Genomic DNA, 16,189 nt, shown 5'->3' with positions numbered 1-16,189 from the left:
TCACGCCGCCTTCTCGCCGCCCGAGGCGAGTTCGCCCGGGAGCGCGTAGGCCCATTGGGTGATGTTGCCGGCGCCCAAGCACACCACGTAGTCGCCCGGATGCGCGAGGCCGCCGACGATGCCGGCCAGGTCCTCGGTGCGCTCGAGCGCGATGGCGTTGCGGTGGCCACGGGAGGTCAGGCCCGCCACCAGGGTGTCGCGGTCGATGCCCTCGATCGGCGCCTCGCCGGCGGCGTAGACCGGGGCGACGATCACCGTGTCGGCGTCGTTGAAGCAGGTGCAGAAATCGTCGAACAGCGAGGCGAGACGCGAATAGCGGTGGGGCTGCACCACCGCGATCACGCCGCCGTCGGTCGAGGCGCGGGCGGCCTTGAGCACCGCCCGGATCTCGACCGGGTGGTGGCCGTAATCATCGAAGATCTGGACGCCGTTCCACTCGCCGGTGCGGGTGAAGCGCCGCTTGACGCCGCCGAAATTCGCCAGCGCCTTGCGGATCGCCTCGGGCGACACGCCGAGCTCGTGGGCGACAGCGAGCGCCGCGGTGGCGTTGAGCGCGTTGTGCTTGCCCGGCATCGGCAGGACCAGGTCCTCCATCTCCAGGCGGAAGCCGGGGCGGCGGTCGCGGATCATCACCCGGAACCGGCTCTGGCCGCCCTTCAGGTCGACATCGAGCAGGCGCACGTCGGCCTGCGGGTTCTCGCCGTAGGTGACGATGCGCCGGTCCTCGATGCGCCCGACGAGGTCCTGCACCGTCGGGTGGTCGATGCACATCACGGCGAAGCCGTAGAACGGGATGTTGTCGATGAAGGCGCGGAAGGCGTCCTTGATCGCGTCGAACGAGCCGAAATGGTCGAGATGCTCGGGATCGATGTTGGTGACGATGGCGATGTCGGCCGGCAGCTTCAGGAAGGTGCCGTCGGATTCGTCGGCCTCGACCACCATCCAGTCGCCCTCGCCCATGCGGGCGTTGGTGCCGTAGGCGTTGATGATGCCGCCGTTGATGACGGTGGGATCGAGCTCGCCGGCGTCGAGCAGGGTGGCGACGAGGGAGGTGGTGGTGGTCTTGCCGTGGGTGCCGGCCACCGCCACGCAGGACTTGAAGCGCATCAGCTCGGCCAGCATCTCGGCCCGGCGCACCACCGGCAGGCGGCGCTCGCGGGCGGAGACGAGTTCCGGGTTGTCGCGGCGGATCGCGGTCGAGACTACCACGAGGGCGGCGTCGGCGAGGTTCTCGGCCCGGTGGCCCACGAAGGTGCGGATGCCCTTCTCGTTCAGCCGGCGCACGTTGGCGTTGTCGGAGGCGTCCGAGCCCTGCACCGTGTAGCCGAGATTGTGCATCACCTCGGCGATGCCGGACATGCCGATGCCGCCGATGCCGATGAAGTGGATGGGTCCGAGCTTGTTCGGCAGCTTCATGGAGTCGGGGTCCTTACGTCTTCTTGTTCGAGATGGCCGTTAGCGGGCCGACAATGTCTGTGGGCGGCCGCTAGGCGACCGCGCGGGCGGTCTCGACCACCAGGGCGGCGAGGCGCTCGGCGGCATCCGGCAGGCCGGCCCCCTTGGCGGCGGCTGCCGCCTTGGCGAGCCGGTCGGGATCGCCGAGCAGCGCGCCGAGATCGGCGGCCAGCCGCTCAGGGGTGAAGTCCGTTTGTGGTCTGGGAAAGGCAGCGCCGATTTGCCCCAGCACCGCGGCATTGGCCGCCTGGTCCTGGTCGAGGGCGCCGGGCAGCGGCACCAGGATCGAGGGCCGGCCGATCACCGCCAGTTCCGCCACCGTCGAGGCGCCGGAGCGCGCCACCACGAGGTGGGACGAGGCCATCTTGGCCGGCAAGTCCTTGAAGAACGGCGCCGCCGTGAAGGCGGCAAGCCCCGCGCCCTCGTAGAGCCCCTGCACCCGGGCCAGATCCTCGGCCCTGGCCTGCTGGATCACGGTCAGGCGGGCGCGCAATTCGGGGCTCAGGCGCAGGACGGCGTCCGGCACCACGTCGCTCATCACCCGGGCGCCCTGGCTGCCGCCGAAGGCGAGGAGCTGGAGCGGGGCATCCGGCCCGACGGCCGGATAGGGCATCGCGGCCGCCGCCAGCACCGCGGGGCGGACCGGGTTGCCGGTATGGACCCGGCGCGCGCGCGCCTTCACGGGCACGCCCCGCACCTCGGGGAATCCCGTGGCGATGACCGTGGCGCCGCGGGCGAGAAAGCCGTTGGCGCGGCCCATCACGGCGTTCTGCTCGTGCAGCAGGGTCGGCACCCGGAGCATCTGGGCGGCGAGAAGCGGCGGCACGGTCGGATAGCCGCCGAAGCCCACCACCACCGCCGGGTTGAGGCGTCGCACCTCCCGCACGGCCGCCGCGAAGCCGCGCCCGAGGGTCGCGAAGGCGGCGACGCGGCGCAGGGGCGAGCGCCCGCTCGACGGGGTGGCGGAGGGCACCGCCACGATCTCGGAGGCCGGGAACTCGCCCGACAGGGCCGCGACCCGGCTGTCGGTGGCGAGCACGACCCGGATGCCGCGCTCGCGCAGGCGCAACGCCAGAGCCTCGGCCGGGAAGAGGTGGCCGCCGGTGCCGCCGGCGGCGAGCAGGACGAGGGGCTGGGCGACGGTCATCGGGCGGCCGGTGTGCGGGGGATGGGCATGCGGTCTCCGGTCGAGTTCGGCTTCGTGTCTTGCGCCGGCATTCCCATCCGTCGTCGCCGACGGGCGGGACTGCCTGCGAGAGACATCCGGGGGCCACCGTGTGTCACGGCAGGCCCCCGCGGTCACCCCTGGGTCCTCACCGCGCCGCGTTCTCGTCGCGGTTGAGGAGCGTGGTGCGCGGCCGGCGCCGGGTCAGCGCCACGAGGAAGCCCATCCCGAGGGCGAGCGAGATCAGCGACGAGCCGCCATAGGAGATGAACGGCAGGGTCATGCCCTTGGCCGGCATCATCCGGGTGTTCACCGCCATGTTGATGCAGGCCTGGAGGCCGAACAGGGCGGTGAGCCCGGTGATGGCGAGCCGGCAGAAGATGTCGTCGCTGCGCCGCGCCAGCATCAGGCCGCGCATCACGATGAAGGCGAACAGCAGGACGATGGCGATGCAGACGATGACGCCGAATTCCTCGCCCGCCACCGAGAAGATGAAGTCGGTATGCGCGTCGGGCAGGTGGCGCTTGGCGACGCCCTCGCCCGGGCCGGTGCCGAACCAGCCGCCGGAATTGAACGATTCCTGCGACCAGAAGGTCTGGAAGTTGTCGCCGGATTCCTTGTCCATGAAGCGCTGGATGCGGGCGCGCACGTGGGGCAGGAACTGGTAGGCCGCCGCCACGCCGAGGAGGCCGGCCCCGCCGAGGCCGCCGACCCACAGCCAGTGCAAACCGGCCACGAACACCATCGAGCACCACACCATGGTGACCAGCATGGTCTGGCCGAAATCCGGCTGGAGGATCAGCGGCACGATGGTCATCGGCAGGAGCAGCACGGCCAGCGTGCCGCCCGGCATGTCGCGCCGGCGCGACCCCTCGGCGAAGGCCCAGGCGGCCAGGATCACGAAGGCGGGCTTGACGAACTCGGAGGGCTGAACGCCGATCGGTCCGAACTGGATCCAGCGATGGGCGCCCTTGATCTCCGGCCCGTACTTGGTGGCCGCAATGCACAGCACGATGCCGAGGCTGTAGGTGACCAGGGCCATGCGCCGGATGTGGCGCAGCGACAGGAACGACACCGCCAGGATCAGCGCGATGGTCGGCAGCAGGTACATCACCTGCCGGTTGAGGAAGTGGAAGGTCGGCAGGCCGAGGCGCTCGGCCACCGGCGGACCGCCGGCCATCAGGAAGACCAGCCCGGCCGTCATCAGCACGCCGAGGCCGGCGAGCAATGCCCGGTCGACGGTCCACCACCAGTCGCCGAGATGCGAGCGTTCCGCACGGGACATCATGGCTTGAAAGGCCCCTCGTTCACCAGCCGCGACCATCGGACGGAATGGTAAACCGAGTGTTGCCGTGCCGCCGCAGCGAAGCGGATCGTCGTGGCGCAGCAGCGGGCTCGCGCGGAAAGCCTCGTCCTTCAGCCCTGGAACATGCCGTGCGGCGCCAGCTCGAAATGCCGGGCGTACTCCTCTTCGAGCGTCTCCCAGGGCATCAGCATCACGCCGTGCAGCGGCGCCGCACCGGCCGTCAGCGCCCCGAAGCGCCGCAGGATCAGGGCCAGCTCGTAGGCCGTGATGTCGGGCTTCGGCACGAACTTGTAGAAATGGGTCTCGTTGTCGACCGGATCGGCGCCGATGCTCTTCATGAGCGTCTCGAACATGACGAACCCTCCGTTCCGGCGCGACCCGCCTCGCGCCGGAGGGAAGGCTAGGCCGGGTGGAGGCATGCGGCAAATAAACTTGCCGGGAGGGGGAGCGCTCCTGAAGCGCGGGGGCGCACTCTGCGCCCGCTATCGCGTCAACGGGATGGCGCTGACGAAATGCATCTCGAAAGGCGCTCGCAGTTTCCACACCGTCCGCAGGGGCATGTCGCGACCGTCCGGCGCGATGACCGTTCCTTCGAATACGATCTTTGGCTCTCCCTTCGGAGGCAGAATCTCTACGCCAGGCGAATTCGTTCTTGCGTGCTCGACGAGCGCATTCGCCAGGATATCAGGCTCTTCAGGCGTGAAGCCGAAGCGCATGAGGTATTTTGCCTTCGGCCCACCATAAGGATGTGCGAGATCCAGGAGGTAATCCGAGATCTTCCGGTTGTCGATCAGCCAGGTTGTGGGCGCCATGGCGCTGTCAGCGGCCGGCGTTTCCGGACAGTCGGATTTCGTGCGGCTCGACTGTCGCGAACGCTCCCTCCGGCTCGGCGAACTCCACGACGTACATCTCGCCCGACTCATCGACGGACACGATCGTCCCCTCGGTGCCGGCTGGAATCGAGGCGCCGTCGTCGCTGACGACCGGGGCCGTCAAGACGACGATGTCGAGGTCGCGGAAACCCGACCTCGGCACCTCCTCACGAAATCGATAGGCGAATTCGAGCGACATGTGAGGAAGGTCGGCCCCGCGAGAGGCTTTGTCAACGCCGTCTCGACCGGCTGGGCGCGGCGCTGACCGAGGTCGGAATGTCCTTCCGGGATCGGCCCCGCTTCGAACCGGGCGCTCAGCCCTCGTGCGGCCCGCACCAGCCCGGCAGGTACACCGCGTGCTTGGAGCGGGCGAGCGACAGGGCCTCTTCCAGGGCCTCGGAAAAATCCTGCTTCACGTCCTTGCGCTTGATGTTCCGGCGCAGGAAGTCGGCCCACAGGAACTCGCTGAACGGCGTGGTGTCCTTGGCGAAGCCCCCGGCCCGGCGCAATTCGCCGGCGAGGCTGCGGAAGGGGTCGTCCGCCAGGTCCTCGATGCGCTTGGGCAGGTCGGCGGCGTCCCGGCGCACGCCGTCGGCGTCGTAGGGGTGGACCCAGGCGCGGTGGTCGGCCACGATCCAGAAGGCGTCCTTCTCCAGGTGGTGCAGGTCGGCCACCACGGTGGTGAGCACGTTCTCGACTCCCTCCTCCTGGAGGGCGCGGGCGAGGTGGTGGTGGTCGATCACGTAGCGGCGCTTCTTCGGCCCGAGCAGGACCGGGATCATGTGCGAGGCGAGGAACGCCTCGCGGTCCTTGTCGTCGATCTCGCGCCAGCGCCGGCGCTTGGCCGCCACCTCGCGGTAGCCAACCGTCATCTGGGTCGGGCGCAGCTCGGCGATCGGGACGCTGTGGAGGATCGGGTCGCGGACGGACATTCGGATCATCGCATCTCTGCGCGCGGTGTCTCCGCGCCGGGCTGTCGAGATTCGGCCACACCCTCCCCAGGGTCAAGGCGAGGGACCGAAGCCTCACGAGCTAACAAGCACGCCCGCTCTCGGCCGAACGGCCTAATCCGATCGGCGATCGTCAATGTTTCCACTTCGTAAAGCCCTTTTCGACAAAGGCATTTCCTCCGTCTATTGACCCGGGCGACAGCATCCCGGTCGATGCCTGCGCGGTGAAAGGCGCCACCCCCGGCCATCCTTGACTTGGCTTGGTTTTGCTCGCCAAGAGACGGCCACGGGATGCCGGCCGCGAGGTACGACGCCCCGGCCCGGATTCTGCTTCGTCATCCGTTCCTGTCATGGATCTGACGCAGGGACAGGGCAGGACACCCGGGAGATCCCGGACTCGAGGCACAGACAGGGCCGGTCGGCCGGCCCGGGACCGCTCGGACGCCACCCCGTCGCGGGGCGGCCCGCCCGGGGGTCCCGAGGATCCGGCCGCACCGCCCCGGCGAATGGTCGGCGCGCGATGGACATCAACAACCCCCTGACCACGGAGCCCGCGACCTCCCGGGCGCCGGCGCGCCGCCGCGGCTGGATCGTCGCGATCCTGCTGCTGGCGGGCGCCGCCGCCGCGATCGGGTTCGTGCCGGCCCTCGCCCCGGTTCGCGAGCGGCTCGAAGGCCTCCTGGCGCAGCGCCAGGGGGTGGAAGGCCAAGGGCCGGAGACCGGCGAGACGCAGGCCGCGCCGACCTTCCGGCCGACCAAGCAGCAGCTCGCGAGCTTCGGCATCCAGACCGTGGAGGCGAAGGCGTTCCGGCCCGAGGGCTTCGCGGAGGGGCGGATCGGCGTCAACGAGGACGACAACGTCCCGGTCTATTCTCCTTACGCGGGCCGGGTGACCAAGGTGATGGTCCGGGCCGGCGACCGGGTGAAGGCCAACCAGGTGCTGTTCACCCTGGAGGCCGCCGACATGGTCTCGGCCCTCAACGACTACCAGGCGGCGACGAACGCGCTCGCCAAGAACTCGGCCCTGCTCAAGCTCAACCAGACGGTGGCGGCCCGGCTCCAGGAGCTGTTCCAGGCCAAGGCGGTGGCGCTGAAGGACTGGCAGCAGGCGCAGAACGACGTCATTGCGGCGCAGAGCGACCAGCGCTCGGCGGAATCCACCCTCCAGGCGGTGCGCAACCGCCTGCGCATCCTCGGCAAGTCGGATGCGGAGATCGACGCCTTCGCGCGGAGCGGGGTGATGAGCCCGGAAACCGAGATCCGGGCGCCGATCGCCGGCACCATCGTGCAGCGCAAGGTGGGTCTCGGCCAGTATCTCGCCGCGGGTAGCGACCCGGCCTTCGTCATCGGCGACCTCTCGACGGTGTGGCTCGTCGCCAACGTGCGCGAGACCGAGGTGCCGCGGATCAAGCTCGGCCAGGAGCTCGAGGCGACCGTGATCGGCTTCCCCGACCGGGTGTTCAAGGCGCGCATCAACTACATGGCCGCCGCCCTCGATCCGGCGACCCGCCGCCTGCCGGTGCGGGCCGAGATCGACAATGCCGAGGGCCTGCTCAAGCCCGAGATGTTCGCGACCTTCACGATCCTCACCGGCCGCGACGAGAGCGCCCCGGCGATCCCGGCCTCGGCGATCGTCTACGAGGGCGCCCGCGCCCGGGTCTGGATCGAGCGGCCGGACGGCACCATCGCGTCGCGCAAGGTCACGCTGGGCCTCACCGGCGGCGGCCTCGTCCAGGTCGTGGACGGGCTGAAGGTCGGCGAGCGCGTGGTGACCCGCGGCAGCCTGTTCATCGACCGCGCCGCCTCCGGCGACAAGGCGTCGTGATGGCCGCCCCCATGGTCGCCCCCTTGCCCGCCACCGCCTCGACCCCCGGCCTCCCGACTCCGAGCCGCGCATGAACAGCCTGATCGACTTCGCCCTGCGCCAGCGGGTGCTGGTGCTGCTCCTGTTCCTGGCGATGCTCGCGATCGGCTATGCCAGCTTCCAGCAGCTCAACATCGAGGCCTATCCGGACCCGGTGCCGCCGCTCGTCGACGTGATCACCCAGAATCCGGGCCAGTCGGCCGAGGAGATCGAGCGCTACATCACCATCCCGCTCGAGGTGCAGCTCGCCGGCATCCCCAACGCGACGGTGACGCGGACGATCTCGCTGTTCGGCCTCTCGGACGTGAAGATCCAGTTCACCTACGACTTCACCTACCAGGAGGCGCTGCAGCGGGTGCTCAACCGGCTGTCGCAGCTGCCGCCGCTGCCGAACAACGCCCAGCCGCAGATCTCGCCGACGAGCCCGATCGGCGAGATCATGCGCTACCAGGTGATGGGGCCGCCGGGCTTCTCCTCGACCGACCTGAAGACCCTGCAGGACTGGGTGCTGCAGCGCCGCTTCAAGGCGATCCCCGGCGTCGTCGACGTCTCGGCCTTCGGCGGCAAGACCAAGGAGTTCGAGGTCGCGGTCGACCTGCACAAGCTCCAGGCGCAGGGCCTGACCCTGGTCCAGGTCGTCTCGGCGCTCAACAATTCCAGCACCAATGTCGGCGGCCAGACGCTCAATGTCGGCGAGCAATCGGCCGTGGTGCGCGGCGTCGGCCTGATCCGCGACGTGGACGACGTCCGCGACACCATGATCTCGCAGATCAACGGCGTGCCGGTGCTGGTGCGCGACGTGGCCGAGGTCCAGGTCAGCAACGCGCCGCGCCTCGGCATCGTCGGCCACGAGAACAACGGCGACATCGTCGAGGGCATCGTGCTGCTCAGCCGCGGCGGCAAGAGCCTGCCGACGATCCAGCGGGTCGAGGCCGAGATCGAGAAGATCAACGCGTCCGGCATCCTGCCGCCGGGCGTGAAGGTGGTGCCGCTCTACGACCGCAGCGCGCTCATCCACACCACCACCCACACGGTGATGCACAACCTCGTCTTCGGCGTGGTGCTGGTGTTCCTGGTGCAGTGGCTGTTCCTCGGCAGCCTGAAGAGCGCGATCATCGTCGCGGCGACGATTCCCTTCGCGCTGGGATTTGCCATCGCCATCATGGTGGCGCGGGGCGAATCGGCCAACCTGCTGTCGCTCGGCGCGATCGATTTCGGCCTCATCGTCGACGCGACGGTGATCATGGTGGAGAACATCTTTCGCCACCTCGCCGAGCACAAGGGGCCGGCGCGAGCCGGCAGCGGGCTCAAGCTCGGGCTGATCGCCTCGGCGGCGCGCGAGGTGAACCGGGCGATCTTCTTCTCCGCCTCGATCATCATCGTGGGCTTCCTGCCGCTCTTCACGCTCACCGGCGTCGAGGGCCACATCTTCGGGCCGATGGCGAAGACCTACGCCTACGCGCTCGTCGGCGGGCTGATCGCCACCTACACGGTGTCGCCGGCGCTCTCGGCGCTGATCCTGCCGAACCACGTCGAGGAGCGCGACACCATCGTGGTCAAGGTGTTGCGCGCCCTGTTCCGGCCGCTCCAGGGCTTCACCCTCCACAACCGGGTCCTCACCATCCTGGTGACGGTGGCGATGCTCGGCTGCACCGGGCTCGCCATGCGCACGCTCGGCCTCGAATTCCTGCCGACGCTCGAGGAGGGCAACCTCTACATCCGCGGCACGATGCCGGCCTCGATTTCGCTCGAGGCGGGCAACCCGTATGTCGAGCGGATGCGCAAGCTGATCGGCTCCTACCCGGAGGTGACCACGGTCGTCTCGCACCAGGGAAGGCCCGACGACGGCACCGACGCGACCGGCTTCTTCAACGTCGAGATCTTCGCGCCCCTGAAGCCCGCGGACCAGTGGCGCCCCGGCCTGACCAAGGACAAGCTGATCGAGGACATCTCGGGGCGGTTGCGCGAGGAGCTGCCCGGCATCGAGTTCAACTTCTCGCAATACATCCAGGACAACGTCCAGGAGGCGGCCTCGGGGGTGAAGGGCGAGAACTCGGTCAAGGTCTACGGCACCGACCTCGAACAGATCACCCGCACCGCCAACGAGGTGAAGGCGGCGCTCGCCAGCGTACCGGGGGTGACCGACCTCGCGGTGTTTACCTCGCTCGGCCAGCCGACGGTGCGGATCGACATCGACCGGGCGCGGGCCGCCCGCTACGGCCTGGCTCCCGGCGACATCGCCACCACGATCTCGGCGGCGATCGGCGGCCAGACCGCGGGCGACCTCTACGAGTACGGCAGCGACCGCCACTTCCCGATGCGGGTGCGGCTGGCGCCGGAATACCGCCGCTCGCTCGAGACGATCCGCAACATCACGGTCGGCGTGAGCGCGCCGAACGGCGTGGTCCAGGTGCCGCTCTCGGAGATCGCCCAGGTCCAGCTCGTCTCGGGCGCCGCCTTCATCTACCGCGAGAACCAGGAGCGCTACATCCCGGTCAAGTTCAGCGTGCGCGGGCGCGACCTCGGCGGCGCGGTGATCGAGGCGCAACGGCGCGTCGCCGAGCAGGTCGAGCTGCCCGCCGGCTACCACCTCGAATGGGTCGGCGAGTTCACCAACCTGCAAGGGGCGATCGCCCGGCTGAAGCTGGTGGTGCCGGTGACGATCGGGCTGATCGCGCTCCTGCTCTACGTCAACTTCGCTTCCCTCACCGACACGCTGCTGACCCTGAGCGTGATCCCGATGGCGCTGATCGGCGGCATCTTCGCCCTGGTCCTCACGGCGACCCCGTTCTCGGTCTCGGCGGCGATCGGCTTCATCGCGCTGTTCGGCATCTCGACCATGGAGGGCGTGATCCTGCTCTCCTACTGCAACCAGCTGATGGACGAGGGCTGGGAGCGGGCGCAGGCCATCCACCACGCCGCCGACGTGCGGATGCGCCCGGTGATGATGACCTGCGTGGCGGCCTGCGTCGGCCTCCTGCCCGCGGCGATCTCGACCGGCATCGGCTCGCAGGTGCAGAAGCCTCTCGCCCTGGTGGTGGTGGGCGGCATCCTGCTCGCGCCGATCCTGATCCTGGTGGTGCTGCCGGTGCTGATCGCGGCCTTCTCCCGCCATCGCCCGCGGGCACCTGTCGCCCCGGCGCGACAGCCCGAGCCGGCGGAGTGAGCTAGATGCAGGCCCGACCCGACGCACTCGCCCCCGACAGCATGCCCTCTTCCATGCGCGCCATCCTGCGCCTCCCGATCGTGATCCCGGCCCGGCGCGACGCCGCGCCCGCCGCCGCGCCGCCCGGCTCGGGGGACAAGGATGCACGCGACGGGGATGCGGCGGGCGACCCCGATGCGCGTGACGAGGCCCGAGGGGGCCGCCCGGCCCCGCGGAGTGCGGCCCGCATCCTGGCGGCGGCGCTCGCGGCCGCGTCGGCCTCGGCCTGCATGGTCGGGCCCGATTTCCAGGGCGCGACGCCGCCGCCGGTGAGCCGCTACACCAAGGAGGGCTTGCGCGATCCGCAGGTCAGCCGCGAGGACCGACAGGGCGGTGCGCTCGGCCAGAGCTTCGCGCAGGGCCGCGACGTGCCGGGCGAGTGGTGGACGCTGTTTCGCTCCAAGGCGCTGAACAGCCTGGTGGCGGAGGCGCTCGCCCGCAACCCGAGCCTGGAGGCCGCCCAGGCGTCGCTTCGGGCGGCGCGGGCGACCACGGAAGCACAGCGCGGCGCGCTGTTCCCGCAGGTCGGGTTCGGCGCCCAATCCTCCTACAACAAGGCCCCGGGCGGCGACCTGCAATCGCCGCTCAACAACAATTCACTGCTCTACAGCCTCGTCACCCCGCAGGTGACGGTGAGCTTTTCCCCCGACGTGTTCGGCGGCACCCGCCGGGCCGTCGAATCGCAGGCGGCGCAGGCCGAGGGCCAGCTCTGGCAGCTCGAGGCGGCCTACCTGACCCTGACCTCGAACGTCGTCGCGGCGGCGATCCAGGAGGCGTCGCTCCGGCCCAGATCGCCGCGACCGAGAAGGTGATCCAGGCCCAGACCGACCTCCTGAACCTGATCACCAAGCAGCAGAATGCCGGCCAGGTGGCGGGCGCCGACGTGGTGCAGCAGACAGCCCTGCTGGCCCAGTCGCAGCAATTGCTGCCGCCGTTGCAGCGGGCGCTGGCGCAGCAGCGCAACCTGCTCACCGCGCTCGCCGGCCGCTTCCCGAGCGAGGAGGTGAGCCAGACCTTCACGCTGGCCTCGCTGCACCTGCCCCGGACCCTGCCGGTGAGCCTGCCCTCGCGGCTGATCGAGCAGCGCCCTGACGTGAAGGCGGCGGAGGCCGCGGTCCACGCGGCGAGCGCCCAGGTCGGCGTCGCGGTAGCCAACCGCCTGCCGCAATTCACCATCTCGGGCGCGACCGGGGCCAGCGCCACCAACTTCGCCGCGCTCCTCAACCCGGCCGCCAGCCTCTGGACCATCGCCGGCGCGGTGGCCCAGCCGCTCTTCGACGCCGGCACCCTGTTCCGGCGCCAGCAGGCGGCGGAGGAGAATCTGGTCCAGGCCCAGGCGCAGTACCGCGCCACCGTCATCGGCGCCTACCAGAACGTAGCGGATGCGCTCCGCGCCCTCCAGGCCGACGGCCGCGCGGTGGCCGCCTCCAATGCCGCGGTCCGGGCGAGCCAGCAGAGCGTGGAGCTGGTGCGCAAGCAATTCGGCCTCGGCGCGGTCAGCAGCGCCTCGCTCCTCATCACCCAGTCGGCCTATCTCCAGTCCGTGGTGACCCAGGCCCAGGCGCAGGCCAACCAGTATGCCGACACCGCGGCCCTGTTCCAGGCGCTCGGCGGCGGCTGGTGGAACCGCCGCGACGTGAAGCCGATGCGCGACCCGAAGGACCCGGCGCCGTTCCTGTAGCGGACGACCGGGGGCAGACGCCGCCGGGACGGTCGCGGCACGGAGCCGAATCTGTTCTGGTCCGTTTCCAGCAAAGCTGTGATGGGCTCGGGGGGATCGGCCGTGAGCGTCGGATTGTTGGCTCTGCTGGACGACGTCGCGTTCATGGTCCGGTCGGCGGCCGCCTCCCTCGACGACGTCGCGGCGCAGGCCGCGCGCGCCGGCACGAAGGCCGCGGGCGTCGTCATCGACGATGCGGCGGTGACGCCGCGCTACGTCGTGGGCTTCGCGGCCGAGCGCGAACTGCCGATCGTCGGCAAGATCGCGCTGGGCTCGCTGCGCAACAAGCTCCTGTTCCTGCTCCCCGGTGCCCTGGCGCTCAGCGCCTTCGCGCCGTGGGCGATCACCCCGCTCCTGATGCTGGGCGGCGCCTATCTCTGCTACGAGGGCGCCGAGAAGGTCTACGAGGCCGTAGTCCCGCACCACGCCCATGGCGACGCGGAAGAGGCCGCGGCCGGGGCCGGAGGCGACCCGGCGCTGGAAGAGCGCCGCGTGGCGGGCGCCATCAAGACCGACTTCATCCTGTCGGCCGAGATCATGGCGATCACGCTCGCCGCCCTGCCGGAGGGCAGCATCTGGATGAAGGCGGTCGTGCTCGCGATCGTCGGTATCGGCATCACCGTGGCGGTCTACGGCGCCGTCGCCCTGATCGTGAAGGCGGACGATGCCGGCCTCGTCCTCGCCCGCAGCACCGCGCAGCCGCCCTTCGGCAGCTTCCTCCGGGGGATCGGCCGGGGCGTGGTCAAGGGCATGCCGGTGCTGCTGAAGCTCCTCTCGATCGTCGGCACCGCCGCGATGGTCTGGGTCGGCGGCGGCATCCTGCTGCACGGGCTCGAAGGCTACGGCCTGTCGGCTCCGGCGCATTGGGCCCATGAGGCGGCCACGAGGCTGGGAGCGCTCGTCCCCTCGATCCGGGGCGTCGTCGAATGGGTGGTGACGGCAGCCGCCTCGGGCCTCGTCGGCCTCCTCGTCGGCGGGGCGCTGATTCCGGTGGCGAGCGCGGTGTCGGGCCTGCTGGGCCGTCGCGGTAAGACATCCGCCGGGAAACACCAGGCACGAATCGGGGCGTGACTCCCGGCGTGGTGGCCCAAGCCGCTCCTGGACACCAGCACAGTGTTCGGGCGCCAGCAGCGGGCCGGCCGGGCCGCGGTTCCCCGGCACACGCGCGCGAACTACGTATTCTTCTCTTTCATCAACAGATTCGCGGCACAGGCAACGCCTATCACGCCGATAGGAATGATATAGATGAGACTTCCAAAATTATAACCTTCGCTCTTGGACGGTGCCGGCGCCGGCGGATCGTCACGCTTGACCGCTTGAGCCTCGACCTGACCCGAAGAAGCACCGCTCTTGGAGTCGGCGGATTTCGGCGGCTCTGCATCCGGTGCCAACACGGCCCAACTGATGGCGCCGGGAGAGGGTCTCGATTGCTCGATCCTGACGAAGGGGCGCGGCCCTTGGAGGAGGTTGGATTCGACCTTGCGCAAATTGCGTCCGAACTCCATGGACACGCCACCGCAGACACTGCTCGTCAAATGTCTTCTCTGGCCTTTCACGTTCCCGGTGAACTCCTCCCAGCGAGACAATCCCGGCAAAGTCTCCGGCACGTCGACATCCCAATGCACAAACTCGTCGATCAACTTATGAAGATGTTTTTTATAAAAACCATTGTGATCATGTTGTTGCGCGTAGATACGTCCGATTGCGAAATGCCTGTAGACGTTGTTAAGATCCTTCCAAATCGGTTCCGCCGCCTCGATCTCTGCCATTCGCGCGGTCCATGAACATGCGAAAGCCTGAGCGTCCGGGTTCACGCGGCCGGTTCCTGCATCAGAAACAGTGACGTGATCTTCGGTGCTCAAGACCACATTGGATTTTTCGAGGAAGATCGCGTTGCCAGATCCATGGTATGAAAAATCTCCAGCGTGAAACCAGAACCTCGACGTCACGCTTCCAGAATTGCCTCCCGTCTGCTTGTGACGTTTCCATGTTTCATCGAATGTCCCGGGCAGGCCCGGCTTGATGGGCAGAGTCGCTCGGCTCAGGCCAACCATTTTCATACGGTAATCGGCGTCGACGAGGACTTTGACCGCACGTGAGCGGCGCAGCATCCCCTCCACCCTGACGTTTTGCGCACCGGAGCAGATGTCGACATACTTCTTTTTGGTGCCGGCCTCCCTGACGCGCGCCATCGTGTCCTTGACCGGATCGATGGAGATCAAAACGCCCGTGCGACTGAATCCGGAGGAGTAGTAACTGAGCTGGCTTCCGATATTTGGCTGCGATGCCCCCGCATATTTGTCGGGCGACAAGGCGAGCTGTAATCCTAGGATGAAGTCCGTCAAGTATAATTCCGGCTGACCGGGCTCCGAGACCCCCCAGACGATGATGTCTCTATCGGTTTCGATGAAACCATCCATCCGGGTGAGCCCCGGAATGCGAGCCTCCGGCGACGGCTTACTTTCCAGCAGGCGAAGGATGGAGACGCCTCGCTCGGGGTTCGGGACGTCGGATCCGGCTTGCGGGCGAGAACATGCCGTTTGCGTCGGCGCGTCCATCGCCTCGGACGGCATCATCATGCGATCTGCGGGATAAAGATCCTCGCCCAAAGCTTGGGCCGCGGCCGGTCCGAGCAGCACCCCTGCCGCCGCCCCGGAGCCCATCTTGAGCAAAGCCCGGCGGGATATGGACACATCAGACTTATTCATGACAATTACCCCCATCAAATATTTAAACTAATTTGTCATTTGTAGATTTAAGAGTTTTTGCTTCAAATCAGGCGACATTTCCTGCACTTTTACGGGCTCCGGATTGACGATGACACCGTTCGCCTTGCTCGATTGCGGGACTTGTGGGCCGAGCCTCACGGCCGTCGCCGGCGGCATCGACGAACGCGCCGGCACATTGGCATTCTGGTCGACGGGGTGGTTCACGGGCACGGACTGCTGCCCCCCTCGTGAGCCTCCCCCCAAGCCGGAAATACCGCTGGGACGGCGCTGCGCATCCCGGAGGACATCGGGATATTGCGACGAGGGATGGGACGGACCACCGGAGTTGATGCGTGAATTTCCGGGATCGATCTTCATCGGGCGGACGGGATAGACGATGGCGGCTTGCGCCGCGATGGCGATCCCATAGGCGAGGACCTCGTTGAGGTAAGGATCGATGACGGGACCGCGCCTGCCGCCCGGCGGGGGCTGCCGATCCCGCTCCGATTGCGGGACGTCGCGCCGTTGCGAGTAGCGCGGGATCTTCACGCCGGTCCGTTTCGAGAGATCGGCGAGCTCGTTCGCGCAGTCGTACTGCAGAAGAGCGAAACGCTGCGCGGATGGCCTCTTTCCGAGCCTCGAATCTTCAGTGAATTTCTTGATGTCCTTCGCGCATTTTTCTTCCCGCGTCAGTTGTTGAGCGACGCAGCACCATGCGACGCCGGTCGTCGGATGATTTCCGCGGATGCCGCCCTCACTCGCGCGGCTCTCGCAGGCGGGCCCTTCGAGACGAACGGGATAGACTGGGCCGCAGGCCTGAAACCAGGACTCTTCAGCTTGAGCTGCACAGCCGGAAAGGCCGAGAATGACAACTGCATATTTGATATACACTGCTATATCCGAATCGTTTTCATGACGATATGCCGTCGACTGGGTTCGACGGC

General features: G+C 68.4%; 14 protein-coding genes. 5 read left to right on the top strand and 9 right to left on the bottom strand.

Annotation, left to right across the window (positions count from 1 at the left end; all coding sequences use genetic code 11):
* The 7 genes from murC to F1D61_RS08505 all read right to left on the bottom strand — a co-directional run bounded on the left by murC (position 1) and on the right by F1D61_RS08505 (position 5,730).
* On the bottom strand, positions 1-1,416 hold the full coding sequence (murC, locus tag F1D61_RS08535; protein ID WP_203157489.1) for a UDP-N-acetylmuramate--L-alanine ligase: 1,416 nt from the start codon (positions 1,414-1,416) through the stop codon (positions 1-3).
* A gap of 70 nt (positions 1,417-1,486) precedes the next feature.
* Positions 1,487-2,602 carry a UDP-N-acetylglucosamine--N-acetylmuramyl-(pentapeptide) pyrophosphoryl-undecaprenol N-acetylglucosamine transferase gene (locus F1D61_RS08530; protein WP_203157488.1) on the bottom strand — a complete coding sequence of 372 codons (1,116 nt, stop codon included), beginning with the start codon at positions 2,600-2,602 and terminating at the stop codon, positions 1,487-1,489.
* A 166-nt stretch (positions 2,603-2,768) separates the two neighbouring features.
* Positions 2,769-3,908 carry an FtsW/RodA/SpoVE family cell cycle protein gene (locus F1D61_RS08525; protein WP_203157487.1) on the bottom strand — a complete coding sequence of 380 codons (1,140 nt, stop codon included), beginning with the start codon at positions 3,906-3,908 and terminating at the stop codon, positions 2,769-2,771.
* 128 nt (positions 3,909-4,036) lie between these two features.
* The gene (locus F1D61_RS08520) at positions 4,037-4,279 is read right to left on the bottom strand and encodes a hypothetical protein (RefSeq protein WP_203157486.1); all 243 of its coding nucleotides are present in this window, start codon (positions 4,277-4,279) and stop codon (positions 4,037-4,039) included.
* 129 nt (positions 4,280-4,408) lie between these two features.
* On the bottom strand, positions 4,409-4,738 hold the full coding sequence (locus F1D61_RS08515) for a DUF6883 domain-containing protein (protein ID WP_203157485.1): 330 nt from the start codon (positions 4,736-4,738) through the stop codon (positions 4,409-4,411).
* Between the two features lie 7 nt (positions 4,739-4,745).
* On the bottom strand, positions 4,746-4,997 hold the full coding sequence (locus tag F1D61_RS08510) for a DUF4926 domain-containing protein (protein WP_203157484.1): 252 nt from the start codon (positions 4,995-4,997) through the stop codon (positions 4,746-4,748).
* Positions 4,998-5,112: 115 nt separating this feature from the next.
* Entirely contained in the window at positions 5,113-5,730 is a 618-nt protein-coding gene (locus F1D61_RS08505; protein WP_203158979.1) for a ParB-like protein, read from the bottom strand.
* Positions 5,731-6,268: 538 nt separating this feature from the next.
* Between F1D61_RS08505 and F1D61_RS08500 the strand changes: the two genes are divergently transcribed.
* The 5 genes from F1D61_RS08500 (at position 6,269) to F1D61_RS08485 (ending at position 13,608) form a co-directional block, all read left to right on the top strand.
* Entirely contained in the window at positions 6,269-7,573 is a 1,305-nt protein-coding gene (locus tag F1D61_RS08500) for an efflux RND transporter periplasmic adaptor subunit (protein WP_203157483.1), read from the top strand.
* A gap of 70 nt (positions 7,574-7,643) precedes the next feature.
* Positions 7,644-10,778, top strand: coding sequence for an efflux RND transporter permease subunit (locus F1D61_RS08495; protein ID WP_203157482.1), 3,135 nt, complete (start codon positions 7,644-7,646; stop codon positions 10,776-10,778).
* 5 nt (positions 10,779-10,783) lie between these two features.
* Positions 10,784-11,629 carry a TolC family protein gene (locus F1D61_RS34005; protein WP_246775787.1) on the top strand — a complete coding sequence of 282 codons (846 nt, stop codon included), beginning with the start codon at positions 10,784-10,786 and terminating at the stop codon, positions 11,627-11,629.
* Positions 11,626-12,498 carry an efflux transporter outer membrane subunit gene (locus F1D61_RS34000; RefSeq protein WP_246775786.1) on the top strand — a complete coding sequence of 291 codons (873 nt, stop codon included), beginning with the start codon at positions 11,626-11,628 and terminating at the stop codon, positions 12,496-12,498. Before F1D61_RS34005 ends, F1D61_RS34000 begins: the two co-directional genes overlap by 4 nt.
* Before the next feature lie 102 nt (positions 12,499-12,600).
* On the top strand, positions 12,601-13,608 hold the full coding sequence (locus F1D61_RS08485) for a DUF808 domain-containing protein (protein WP_203157481.1): 1,008 nt from the start codon (positions 12,601-12,603) through the stop codon (positions 13,606-13,608).
* A 101-nt stretch (positions 13,609-13,709) separates the two neighbouring features.
* Here F1D61_RS08485 and F1D61_RS08480 read toward each other — a convergent pair whose 3' ends face one another.
* Both F1D61_RS08480 and F1D61_RS08475 read right to left on the bottom strand, forming a co-directional pair.
* Positions 13,710-15,245, bottom strand: a complete 1,536-nt coding sequence (locus F1D61_RS08480; protein ID WP_203157480.1) for a DUF1598 domain-containing protein — start codon at positions 15,243-15,245, stop codon at positions 13,710-13,712.
* A gap of 27 nt (positions 15,246-15,272) precedes the next feature.
* Positions 15,273-16,136, bottom strand: coding sequence for a hypothetical protein (locus F1D61_RS08475; protein WP_203157479.1), 864 nt, complete (start codon positions 16,134-16,136; stop codon positions 15,273-15,275).
* Between the last annotated feature and the right edge of the window lie 53 nt (positions 16,137-16,189).

This window comes from Methylobacterium aquaticum (assembly GCF_016804325.1).
GTDB classification, from domain to species: Bacteria; Pseudomonadota; Alphaproteobacteria; order Rhizobiales; family Beijerinckiaceae; genus Methylobacterium; species Methylobacterium aquaticum_C.
This window is presented reverse-complemented; position numbering and strand designations above follow the sequence as displayed.